10 protein-coding genes and 1 pseudogene are annotated in these 12774 nt (G+C 42.2%); 7 read left to right on the plus strand and 4 right to left on the minus strand.

Annotated elements, in window-relative coordinates; genetic code table 11:
- Positions 1–10 precede the first annotated feature (10 nt).
- The 3 genes from ACKTR2_RS08700 to amaP are packed head-to-tail and all read right to left on the minus strand — an operon-like array spanning position 11 to position 1237.
- Positions 11–445, minus strand: coding sequence for an Asp23/Gls24 family envelope stress response protein (locus ACKTR2_RS08700; protein WP_407884527.1), 435 nt, complete (start codon positions 443–445; stop codon positions 11–13).
- Positions 446–471: 26 nt separating this feature from the next.
- Positions 472–657: a DUF2273 domain-containing protein gene (locus ACKTR2_RS08705; RefSeq protein ID WP_407884529.1), complete on the minus strand. Its 186-nt coding sequence runs from the start codon at positions 655–657 to the stop codon at positions 472–474.
- Positions 658–676: 19 nt separating this feature from the next.
- A complete protein-coding gene (amaP, locus tag ACKTR2_RS08710) occupies positions 677–1237 on the minus strand; it encodes an alkaline shock response membrane anchor protein AmaP (protein ID WP_407884531.1) in 561 nt (186 codons plus the stop codon).
- Between the two features lie 234 nt (positions 1238–1471).
- Here amaP and ACKTR2_RS08715 point away from each other — a divergent pair, with 234 nt between their 5' ends.
- The 5 genes and pseudogenes from ACKTR2_RS08715 (at position 1472) to ACKTR2_RS08735 (ending at position 4169) form a co-directional block, all read left to right on the plus strand.
- Positions 1472–1693: a hypothetical protein gene (locus ACKTR2_RS08715; RefSeq protein ID WP_407884533.1), complete on the plus strand. Its 222-nt coding sequence runs from the start codon at positions 1472–1474 to the stop codon at positions 1691–1693.
- Between the two features lie 142 nt (positions 1694–1835).
- Positions 1836–2681, plus strand: a complete 846-nt coding sequence (locus ACKTR2_RS08720) for a glycosyltransferase family 8 protein (RefSeq protein WP_407884535.1) — start codon at positions 1836–1838, stop codon at positions 2679–2681.
- A 27-nt stretch (positions 2682–2708) separates the two neighbouring features.
- Positions 2709–3044, plus strand: coding sequence for a hypothetical protein (locus ACKTR2_RS08725; protein ID WP_407884537.1), 336 nt, complete (start codon positions 2709–2711; stop codon positions 3042–3044).
- Between the two features lie 13 nt (positions 3045–3057).
- Positions 3058–3243 (plus strand): annotated as a pseudogene (locus tag ACKTR2_RS08730) (DUF2188 domain-containing protein); the annotation flags it as partial.
- 35 nt (positions 3244–3278) lie between these two features.
- Positions 3279–4169 carry an SDR family oxidoreductase gene (locus ACKTR2_RS08735; protein ID WP_407884538.1) on the plus strand — a complete coding sequence of 297 codons (891 nt, stop codon included), beginning with the start codon at positions 3279–3281 and terminating at the stop codon, positions 4167–4169.
- Between the two features lie 113 nt (positions 4170–4282).
- On the opposite strand, the gene ACKTR2_RS08740 is transcribed toward ACKTR2_RS08735, so the two are convergent.
- Positions 4283–5818 (minus strand): glycosyltransferase, encoded by a 1536-nt coding sequence (locus tag ACKTR2_RS08740; RefSeq protein ID WP_407884540.1) that lies wholly within the window; start codon positions 5816–5818, stop codon positions 4283–4285.
- A gap of 312 nt (positions 5819–6130) precedes the next feature.
- Between ACKTR2_RS08740 and ACKTR2_RS08745 the strand changes: the two genes are divergently transcribed.
- Positions 6131–6352 carry a hypothetical protein gene (locus ACKTR2_RS08745; RefSeq protein WP_407884542.1) on the plus strand — a complete coding sequence of 74 codons (222 nt, stop codon included), beginning with the start codon at positions 6131–6133 and terminating at the stop codon, positions 6350–6352.
- A gap of 910 nt (positions 6353–7262) precedes the next feature.
- The coding region (locus ACKTR2_RS08750; RefSeq protein ID WP_407884544.1) for an MBG domain-containing protein at positions 7263–12774 on the plus strand (5512 nt) is incomplete at its 3' end.

A 12774-nucleotide genomic window follows, 5' to 3' on the forward strand; every position in this document is an offset into this window, starting at 1 on the left:
TGAGTTTAAATTATTCAACTTCTCTTGTTTCGGTGGAGTGTGACGAATTCGGTTTGCCCTTTGATTGCTCTTGCCAATCACGTTTACTCATCACGTCGTTAATGTGTAAATTCAATTCAACAACGTCAAGATCAGTGAGCCCTTTAATGTCACGCACAACACGCTGAGTGACTTGGTCAAATAATTGATGGATGTCTTTACCGTATTCGACAGTAGCATTCATGTCCAAAGCGACTTGTTTCTTGCCAACTTCCGCATCGATACCTTGTGTTGGATCGGCTTGGTTACGAAAACGATCGGTGATACCGCTAAGCATGCCGCCATCAAGTGATAAAATTCCATCAACATTACGAGCCGCTAAACCAGCAATTTTTTCGATAACCCCGTCATCGTAACTTAACGTATTTTTCATTGGTGTCTGTGTTGATTTTGCATCGTTATCCATTTTCAATTACCTCTCGTGGGCGTGTTTTATTGATCTGATAAAAACCGGTTAATTTGAGTGGAAATTTGTTTGCGGTCGATCTTAACGTACTTGCCAATAAGCGCCCCAATACCAGCGATAATGGCGACTAAAATCATGCTCCAAAAGCCGTCCAGAACCCAGGCGAACCCTAGGATAAGTCCGACTAGGGCACCAAACATTGGTGGTTTCATTCAAAAATCACTCCCTTCATTAAACGACGCGAGTATCGCGTTGGTGTGGACTAATGGCTGGTTCAATCCTGATATGACGGTGCCGCAATTTGAAATCTAGCTGATCATGTAAATATTGTTTAACAACCGCTAACACATCGTTGCCTAAATTTTTGAACGGTTCAGCTTCTAAAAAAGTTGCAATTCCTTGTACACTGACGTCAACTTTTTGTTTCTTGTTGTGCGCTCGTAGGTTGACTGTGACATGGCCCATATTGGTTGATGATTCAATCCGATATTTTAGATCGTGTTCCAACGCACTTATCGGTAAAGAAACTGTTCCTCGCGGTCCTTTGAATGAAACGGTAGCGACGGTCCGTGGCTTAAAAATACCGACCAGTAGGATGAGGATACCGGTAATTATCACGATGGCGCTTAATCCAATCATGATGATTTTAATAACCTCAGGATTTAAAGCAATCCAATGATTGATCCATGATGGTATCCAAGGAGTTTTTATGCGCGCCCATATTGTTAGACAACCCAATAGGATGACGGCAATTCCACCTAAACTCACCAGCCATTTTGTTATTCGTTTCATGGACATCTATCCTTTCTGGTTGATTAACTAAATCTTATTTTCTTTATTAGTTTTTCTCAAAAAATATGCTTATTGATGGAATGATCTTATTTTATAAATCTCTTTTATAGCGGCATTAAACGGATAGGAACTAAAATACTTTGTTAACAAAAGCACATTATTTTGTACTTTTATTCAGACATGCTAGCATCGGTTCCACAGTAAACAAAGATAAGCCTATAGGAGGAACTCACTATGATTACAATTTTCCATAACGAACTAGGACATCACCGGATTCATTTTCCAAAGGGGAAGTACATTACTTTTAACCTTATTCACCCTTCGCCGACATCGGCTTATCGGATTGAAATTCTTGATACTAATCTGGAAGGTGTAAAACGACTTCAAGTTCGCTTCAGTCATTTAGGGCAAATCCTCCAATTGCGAGATAATCAATTAAGCTTTCAGCTGATTTAAATAGGTGGACGCTCAGTTTAATTGTCGACTTGAATAAATTGAGCAGGTTGTGTTAAAAGCAGATAATTTGAACCGCTAATGCAAATTCTGTAATTTTGTGGCACGAAAGAGAATTTAACGGTTTTTAAAGGAGAAGTGCCGTATGGTCCAACAGATGCATATTGCTGCGACGGTTAACAGCGACTTTGTGAAACCGCTTCAAGTGTGCCTGTTATCAATTTTGCAGAATAATCCTAGCATGAATATTTACTTCCATATCATTGGCGAACGCCTTAGTGAAAGTGAGCAAGCCTCGGCCGAAGTGTTAATTGAACGATTTACTCAATGCCGGGAAATTGAATTTCTTAACCCTAATAGAGCGCCTTATGAAGCGGCCAGGACAGACTCTAAAATTCCAACAGCTGCCTATTATCGGCTCGATTTACCGCAGATGCTGCCGAAACTTTCACGGCTGCTATACATCGACTGTGATATGGTCTGCGTCGATGCATTGATGGAATTGTGGCAGACAAATTTGCAGGGGAAAGTTATCGGAGCGGTTGAAGATGCTGGTTACGTCCCTCGGCTGAGCGAAATGGGTATTGAGTGTCAAGATCAGACCTACTTTAACTCAGGCTTGCTATTAATCGATATGGATGCTTGGCGGGAACAAGATATTACTGTTAAAGCCCAAGAATTTATTCAACAACACGGAGAGCTGCTTTTATACCACGACCAAGATGTTCTAAACGCAGTTCTTGCTGACAATTGGTATTATCTGCATCCCCGCTATAACGCACAGTCGCGTTTAGTCCGTTACGAACAGATTCACGCTGATCCACATCGAGAACAGTTGGCTGAAGAAGCGCGACAACAGCCAGCTATTATTCATTATTCTGGACGAAGTAAGCCATGGATTACTCAAGGCGTTCGGCTGCATCCATGGCGTCGTGCTTATCAAAATTATGAAGCATTATTGCATCGCTTTTCACAATTACAACGCGATTAGCGGGACCTACTTAAGGAGGAATAGGATATGACAACTGACGTGATGTTATTCGATCGGGAACAGGCACCAGTTTTGTGGTTGCAACGTGGCGAAACCGTTAATTTAGGCGCAGATGGCGATTTTGAGTTGCGATTTGACGAGCAAGCCAACGCTTATGAATTACTAAAATCACCATTTGGTAAGGGTGAACAAACGCCAAATGACCAATTCTTCTTTTTCCAGGACCTCTTTGAACTAGCGGTTAAACAAGGTTATGCCATTGGGAATAGCGCTGAATCAGCTCAGCCAATTAAGGAAGTAGAATTGGTGCCCGGCATTGGGCAAGATAATTCAAAACAAGTATTACGTTTGTACCTTAAGTGAGGGAGGGCCAATCATGCCTTGGACATATAAAGACTATCCCAGTTCCTTTAAGAACATGAACGTTAAGACGCGGCATAAAGCAATTGACATCGCTAATGCTTTGAAGCGAGACAAATACCCTGATGATCGGGCGATCCCCATCGCCATCAAACAAGCTAAAGAATGGTACGAAGATCATGTTGAAGGTAACCAAAAGTCGTAACATTTCCCCCACTGGATCAGGAGGATACCACCATGGAACCCAATTTAATTGACCCACGGCACATGTTTTATACGGACAAATTTGTTAAACAAGATCAACCCACCCCAGCCATACAAAATCAAATGCAGCCGCAGCCTGATTGTGGTGAAGAAAGTTACCAGGGACATGACGAATTAAAAGATCGTCGGGTGTTAATTACTGGTGGTGACTCAGGCATTGGTCGAGCAGCCGCAATTGCTTTTGCGCGAGAAGGCGCTGACGTCGCCATTCAATTTCTCCCCGGTGAACAAAGCGATGCGCAAGAAGTTAAACACTATATTGAACAAGCCGGCCGTAAAGCCTTACTGCTACCGTATGATTTGCGCGATGAGGCGGCGCCACAACAACTTGTTCAGCAAGTCGTTGACACTTTTGGAGGCTTAGATACATTGGTATTAAATGCTGCCCAACAAATTGCAACCGAAGACCCTTCACAGCTATCGATGGCACAGGTGCGAGATACGTTTACGATCAATATCATTGCGATGATGGCGATCGTTAAAGAGGCGCAAGGTCATTTGCCACCAGGATCAGCCATTGTAACCACAACTTCAGTTCAGGCTTTTAATCCTAGTCCACAGTTAATCGATTACGCAGCTACTAAAGCTGCAATCGCTAATTACACGATTAATTTGTCACAGATCATGGCAGAACATGGCGTGCGCGTTAATGGAGTAGCACCAGGACCGATTTGGACGCCATTACAACTGGACCATGGGCAACCGCAATCTGCCATTCCAGAATTTGGTCAGAGTTCATTAATAGGACGAGCCGGTCAACCTGCAGAATTGGCACCAGTCTATGTCTTTTTAGCCTCCAATAAAGCAAGTTATGTTACTGGTCAGATATATGGAGTTACTGGTGGCGAGGCGATTAACCTTTGATGCGAACTTGATGGGTTTCACGCTTGGTTGGCAATTTTGTGACGATATAATAGCGAAAAAAATAAGGTTTGCACGTTCATAATGGAACGGTGCGAACCTTATTTTTGGGTATATCAACTTCCTAAAACACTTCGCCATTTTTGCCAACTATTGGTTTCACTATAACGTTTGCAACTTTCAAGAGCACCATGACTAAGTCTTTGCCATTCCGTCTCAGAAGCTAATAACACTTGTGTGATCCGGCTTGCCATTGCCTCAATATCTCCGTTGTTGACTAGGTAACCATTTTTTCCATTACGGATGATTTCACCAGGTCCGTATGGTGCATCCATAGCAACGATTGGGGTACCATGTTGACAAGCTTCAACCAGCGACATGTTATAGCCTTCATCTCGGCTAGTCGATAAGGCGACCATGGCTTGATCATAAACTTTGTTAATGTTGGGCGTGTAAGGGGAAAAGTTGACCGCTGTTTCTAAGTTATTACCTTTAATCTGTTGTTGTAACTGTACGAATAAATCTGGATCATTAGTTAACCCATGAATCGATAATGTTGCTTGAGGAACAATTTGTTTTACCTTAGCAAACGTTTCTATCAGCCGGGGCAAAGCTTTTTGATAGCTGATTCTAGCGATTGCAATACAATGAAAAGATCGACGTTGATCAAATCGCAAAATCGGTTTGTCGTAGTCTGCTAACACGACTGGAGGAATAGCAGACACCTTCAATTGGACGGGCATTCGTTGACTTAGGTCAGCAGCTTCTCGATGAGAACCACAGATTAACCCTGTAATTTGGTCAGCCATTTTTTGAACTAAAAGTAAAAATGGAGGTAAGTTTCCTAAAATTGGATGTTCAAAATAATCTGTCATGATGTTGTGCTCGTAAACAAATAGTTTGGCTGGCCTTTGTTTCATATATTTTGTCGGTGCTAAGGTAGCAACTTCAAAATCAGATATAAAAGCATTGTCTTCACCGGTGTTCTGATTCATCACGTCGTAAAAGTATGCGACTAATTCTGGCAGGCCAGAAAAAATCTGTTTGACTTGACCCAAATCATCGAATACGACATAGCTGTGCGAAGTTAGTTGACTATGGTCAATGCGGCTCAGATGATGTTGAATTCGGCGTCGATGATGTGCATCATAGTATATCTCTTGGTTTAAGTTACCTGTTTGGTCATAGAAGCAAGAACAATTTAAGAAACCACGGCTATCATAACGATTAGTTTGCACAAATTTTCCATTGATACCATACCAATCAATGGTCATGATGCGTGCATTTGCGAAGGCCTCGATTGTCGCAACAGGTTCTGCCGTGATGACTTGAATTCGGACATTATTGGCGTTAACTGCTTGCCAATACACAGTATTCACTCGTTGCCACGGAAGCGATAAATCAATAAGATCTTTAGCTGTCAAATTGACAGTAGGAACATCAACAACTCCTTGGTACCAATCAAAGCAGTTTATATAATCATCAGTCGTCAATCCTAAACGAGTCGCATAGTGATTATTTTGAGCGTTGGGTAATACAGTTAAAAATTTAATGTTTTTTCCGTGATGTTTGAATAGTTTTCTACGCTTGATCTGAGCATGCTCAACACCGGATACATTCCAGCGAAACCAATCAGTCAGAAAGAAAATCATTAAATTCACCTTGTTTCCGTGGTTTAAAGCGGTTTGGTTAGCTATTAGCCAAAGGTTGCTTGATTGACGAACGTTATCCGGGCTAAACCATTTTCAGATTTCATTATGGCATAAATTCAGTAATAAAACGTTTAAATATATGTGCACGCTAATGACTTTATTGCAGATTTATTTGTTATCGATCCCGAAATTGGTGAATTTCCCAAAAAACTTTGTTACAAAAAGCACATAATTTTATCTTGCTTTGTAGACATGTTAGTATCGAGTTTATTAATAAAACTAATAGAAATCATTACATTGGAGGATTTAACTATGATTACAATTTTTCATAACGAACTTGGCCGACACTGCGTTAACTTTCCTAAAGGTAAATACATCACGTTTAACTTAGAGCATAGTCCTAAGACAACCGGCTATCGATTGGAGATATTGGATACTAATTTGGTTGGGCTCAAGCAACTACAATTAAGTTTTAATCACTTAGGTCAAATCTTTCAGCTACACGAACAAGCTTTGAGTTTTCATTTAATTTAAAGGTTAAGCGCGACAAACGTTTGAGGCTTCCCTTTATTTTGTGATTTATTGCTGAGAACATGCATTTTTTCACTGGAAAAATATCAAGTGGAGCCAAAATTTTCGAAATTGTTTTGTTGGTCAATAATAAGAGTCCACGCTAGCTGTAACGTGGTTAAATTGCGCTTCATTGCACCAAGTAAAAGCATTACGCATTATTCTTTTATTGAATTTTTGAATTTGTGATGTCACAAAGTCACCTGTTTAATCCAGACAGACACTAGCTAGCCGCAAGCTGGTTAAATGTGTGAAGCTATGGGTGAATAAATGATATAGCTAAAATAGCGGTTTAAACTGCGGCAATCAAAAAGGCAGGCCAAGTCGGCACTGCCTTTTTGGTGCTCAAAATATTCATGAACCTGGCTAATTTGATGATCAGTCACGATTTCTGTCAATACTAATCATTGCATTATTAGCACCTTGGTGTCGACCAAAGTAATCTCTGGTCTGTAATGATGCTTTTGTTTTAACCGACTTCAGGCTAATTAAGTAGTGATAATGGCTAGATTTGTCTCGATTAGTGCATCAATTATTGGTATAAGGCTAAAAGTTTGTAGTAAGGATGATATTTTTCCTAACCAATATAAACATTCGCAATTAAAAATGTTTGTGAAATATGAAAAAACATTGTATATTTCCAAAACGTGATCATAATGGTTTGTCACTTGATAACACCACAACTATGCTGAGTTTATTAACCTCATTATTAATGTAGGAGTCGGGCATTTTCTAAGAAAGATTGTGCACCCCTTTAACGCTCACAATTAAGGGGGTATAAATTTTATAATAGGTGGTGTATGGTAAGAGCGTAAAATTGTTTTCCACTTTAATAGTAAAGGCCTAGATGAATTACCAAGGAGGAGATTTCTTCATGGAAGAATTTAATCGAAAACAAAAGCGATTGGTCCGTGATTTAACCGACAAGAACACCCACTTTAAGATGTATAAAGCGGGTAAATTGTGGTTTTATTCCGGCATTACGCTGTTGACCTTTGGACTGGGAGGGTTGTTCCAGAACATCTCCGTCCAAGCGTCAACGACTGAAACTAGTACAACAACAGAACTTCAGCAATCTCAAGCAAGTAGTCAGGGATCGGGGTCATCTGTCACCTTAAGTTCAACGGTATCGAGTCAAGCTTCAACTGATACGAGTGCGACCTCTGCAGTGACCACCTCTGCAACATCAGCAACATTTTCAATTAGCAGTACTGCTAGTTCTCTGGCACCATCCGCCACGGCTCAATCTGTTGCCGCCAGTGTGACGAGTAGTGCGATTAAGTCGAATGCATCCGTAGATGCAACTTCACAAGTTGTTAGTGCGGCCGAATCAGAGACTACGAGCGCAGTTCAAAGTTCAGCACCTTTGGCAAGTACAAGTGCAGACGTGAGTGCTCAAGATAGTGGAACGTTGCAGCAGCTAGCCGTGTTGGGCGCTCAATATGATGCAGCTACTAACACTATTTCAGTTAATACTGACGACGCGACAACGGTTAACCAGGTAAAGAATTTGGCACGCCAATTAGGTTCAACTGATGAACTTGGGACGCCAGAGGTCGCCGCAGTAGCAGCTGATTCAACGGCCACTTCAGAAACATCTGCACAGGCCAGTGAAGACTACGCAATGGGGAATGGGTGGGCCCTTCAAGATATTGCAGCCATTCCTGCAAGTAACCTTGGTGATGTTGCGTCATTGTATACTCAGTATTCAATATATGCTGAGAGTCAAGCAGCAGGCGAAAACCCAGCTTTCTTTTCTCTAGGTACTGGTGAGAAAGATGCCACTAAAGTTACAGATAACTTTACAGTTTACAAAAATACAGATGGTACGGCTTATTTAAATAACGGCGCCCCGATACCTATCATTGGTACGCCAACTCGGCCTTCTCGTGGCTATGTTACCAGTCAGCTTGCTTTCCAGCAGGCTTATTTAGGAACTATCCAAGCTTGGTATCAACAACTGTCTAATTACTTTAACCAAATAGCTTCTGTTGCTTATGCGAATAATCAGGCTCTAGCGAATTATTCTAATTATGATAAAGATTCCATTACTGTTTCAAGTGGCTTAGCTGGTTGGCTGGGTAATATTGTTGGAGCGGCAACGAATATCCTTGGTAATGGTCTGAGCCAGGCGTTTGGGTTTACTAAAGCTATTGCAGATGATCCTTCCACGGCAGCAATCTTTAATTATTTAAGCAAAAACATTTCGGACAACCCTACTTCTACTGATCCACATTATACTCAGGGCAGTATTGCAACATCGGTCAATGCTACGATTTCAACAGTTAACAATTTAATCAACACGGTCATTCCATACGTTCAAAGCATTATTCAAAATTATGCTTATAATTCGATTCAGTCTTTAGGTTTAAAACAAGGTGATTTATCGAAGCCATTAACTGGAGCAAACTCGATTGATTTGCCTGATACACTCTATCAGGCTTTGACAAGTAATGATGCGTTGACTGCGTTAATGTCAGCTGTGAGCTTGACTGACGCGGCTAAAAGCGGTATTGCAAACTCCGTATATCAAGGCTTAGCCATTGCAATCCGAGCAGCGATTGAAAACAATGCCTCGAAAGGTATGGACGAATCTTTATCATACTTGCTTGAAGGTTCTAATAATGGGCTAAGCGTTGCCGACGCCAAGAAGGCTTTTTCATCAATCAGTGGCTTTGATGTAGCGGATCCGACGAAGGCGGCCGCTAACGACCAAACTGCCCAGACATCACTGGTAGCTGAATCAGAAGGTTATTCATTTGCTAACAAATATGGCACTTCATTGATTAATCTAGCGGTAAAAGACGCTTTAAATGGCAGCCTTCAATCAACGACTGATTCAACAGCATTTTTGACCTATTTAAAGAACGCAGGTGTATTATCGGCCAACGACTATAATGGTTTAATTAATGGAACCATTGGGGCGACGACAGGCTTTAATCAGCAAAGTACCATTTATACACCTTCTAGCACAGGTGCGATTAATTTCTTAGCCGGGTTATATAATGCTGAGTCTGCAGCCGTTGAACAAGCTATTCAAGATTATACAAATAACCCAGGTAAAATTGGTCAAGTGCCAGTGTGGACGAACCCTTCTACGGGGACGACCTACGAGTTACAGGATTATGTTCAAGTTTGGAATTATCTAAAGTCAACTGGAGTTGCGGAAAAAGCGATTGGCAGTGCTGACACCACTTCACATGATTTGGCGAAGGAAAAGAATGGGGGAAACAACCCTCATGTTAATGGTGCTGATACAGTCGCAAGCTTATCAAAAGATGCCAAAACTGCGTATCTATTGAGCTCTCAATTAAATCAATCTAACGTAATCAGTGGTTTAAGTACGAGTAAAGTAAGTGATGGGATTAATCAGTTGCTGCCATCGATCTATATAAACATTTACAATACTGAAGCTGATAAGACTAATGCTGCATTTGCAGCTGGGGTTGCCGAGTTTAATCGACAGACGTCAACGACTACTTTTGAACAGACCGGGATTCTTGATGGACCTGATAAGAGTCAAGATCCAAATGGGTGGTCAGGCGAGAGCGATGGCACTGCATCACTATATACTAGTGGTAATCCTGTCACAGGGACAGCTTTCTTAGACGGATTTGGTTCTGTAAGTGATAGTTTGATTCGGGTTGAAATTAAAACGGCTGCAGCTGATGGTCAATCAGGCTTTCCAACTTCCGGATCCACATACGTCTATACAGTCTTGAAGTCAACACCAACTCAAATAACTGCGCCAATTGTGAGTGGGTGGACCGCTGTTGATGCAACCTTGCCAGTAACTTCGAGCATTGTGAATGCTGGACAATTGGCGAACGGTTTCCAAACAGGTACGTTAACATTTACCTACACTAAAAATACGATTCCTATTACTAATGTTGCCGTGACACTAGGAAATGGCAGTTACACTTGGGACAACGGCAATGTTAGTAGCCATGTTTACATTAGTACTGATGCAACACCGTTGGCTACGGTAACGTTGCCGACGACTTCGCTGACAGTCCAATTGACAAGTGACGATATTCAAATGGCCAGCGATGGTAGCAAAGTGGGGTCGTACAGTTATAGCTTATCTGCTGCTGGACTTCAAAAAGTCTTGGCAGCAATTCAAAGTTATAATTCGGCTAATAGTACGAATTTTGGTATTGATCCAACTGCGATCACCGCAGGAACAATCAATGTTACGACTGCCTCTGCTGAAACTGATGTCAGTCAAGGTTCTATGCTATATGATAGTACAACTAAAGCCAGCCAATTTGGCAACACGGCTAATGTACCAGTGGTAACTGTTAGTGTACCTAATGCAAATTACGCGATTACCGTCGCACTAACGAATGCTGATGTAACGTTCACCACCGATGGTACGGCAGTGGGATCGTACACTTTTACATTGAACGCCAGCGGTTTGGCAAAGGTTCAGGCCGCAATTAACGCTGATGCGGTATTGAATGGTAACGTGACAATTCCAGCTGTTGGAGACGCTAGTTACAACAGTACATTTACTATCATTGATAATTACATTGCTGCAACGACGGTGACTGGTAGCAACGGCTCGAAATATTTTGATGGGCAGAATGCCAGTCAATTTGCAGCAGGTGGGACGCTAACTGTTTCCTATGCTGGTGCTGATGGCGTGACACATGTTTATCAATTATTAGCTAGTGATGTCACTATTCAAAATGATGGCTCTCAAGTAGGAAGTTACCAGTACACATTAAGTAGTACCGGTCAAGCTAATTTGCGAGATTCAGCAACACGTAATGGGCTGACATTAACAGCCGCACAATTAGCCGGTGTTAGCGGAACCATCACGATTAATGCAACTGGGACCGTTACGATCCATTACGTGGATGAAAACGGACACCCAATCTTTAGCGATACTGTCATCAATAACGGTATTTACAACACGCAATTTAATATCACTGCGCCAGTGCTTAATGGGTACACATTAATCAGTTCCCCGATCGCAAGTGGATTCTACAGCGACGCTAACCAAGTATTTACATTCACTTATCAAGATTCGAACACTGGGGAAAATAATACTGGTACAAATAATACTGGTGATAGCAACACGGGTAACTCGAACTCTGGTTCGAACAACACCGGTGATAGTAACACTGGGAACAGCAATTCCGGTTCGAATAACACCGGTGACAGTAATACTGGTAACTCAAACAGTGGTTCGAACAACACCGGTGACAGCAATACAGGTAATTCGAACTCTGGCTCGAACAACACCGGTGACAGCAATACAGGTAATTCGAACTCTGGCTCGAACAACACCGGTGATAGTAATACTGGTAATTCAAACTCCGGTTCGAATAACACTGGTGACAGCAACACAGGTAACTCAAACAGTGGTTCGAACAACACCGGTGACAGCAATACAGGTAATTCGAACAGTGGTTCGAATAACGCCGGTGATAGTAATACTGGTAATTCAAACTCCGGTTCGAATAACACTGGTGACAGCAACACAGGTAACTCAAACAGTGGTTCGAACAACACCGGTGATAGCAACACCGGTAATTCAAACTCTGGTTCGAATAACACCGGTGATTCCAACACAGGTAACTCGAACTCTGGCTCGAACAACACTGGTGACAGCAACACTGGGAACAGTAACTCTGGCTCGAACAACACTGGTGACAGCAACACTGGGAACAGTAACTCTGGCTCAAATAACACCGGTGACAGCAATACGGGTAACTCGAATTCTGGCTCAAATAACACCGGTGACAGCAATACGGGTAACTCGAACTCTGGCTGGAATAACACCGGTGACAGCAATACCGGTAACTCAAACAGTGGTTCGAACAACACCGGTGATTCCAACACCGGTAATTCGAACAGTGGTTCGAACAACACCGGTGACAGCAACACCGGTAATTCGAACAGTGGCTCGAACAACACCGGTGACAGCAATACAGGTAACTCGAACTCTGGTTCAAACAACACTGGTGACAGCAACACAGGTAATTCAAACTCCGGCTCGAATAACACTGGTGATAGCAATACAGGTAACTCGAACTCTGGCTCGAACAACACCGGTGACAGCAATACAGGTAACTCGAACAGTGGTTCGAACAACACCGGTGACAGCAACACTGGGAACAGTAACAGTGGTTCAAACAACACCGGTGACAGCAATACCGGTAACTCGAACTCTGGCTCGAATAACACTGGTGATAGCAACACTGGGAACAGCAACTCTGGCTCGAATAACACCGGTGACAGCAACACCGGTAACTCGGACTCTGGTTCAAACAACACTGGTGACAGCAACACAGGTAACTCGAACTCTGGTTCAAACAACACCGGTGACAACAACACTGGTAACTCAAACTCCGGTTCAAACAATACTGGTGACAGCA

The sequence above is a fragment of the Furfurilactobacillus curtus genome (genome assembly GCF_045862785.1).
Lineage (GTDB): Bacteria > Bacillota > Bacilli > Lactobacillales > Lactobacillaceae > Furfurilactobacillus > Furfurilactobacillus curtus.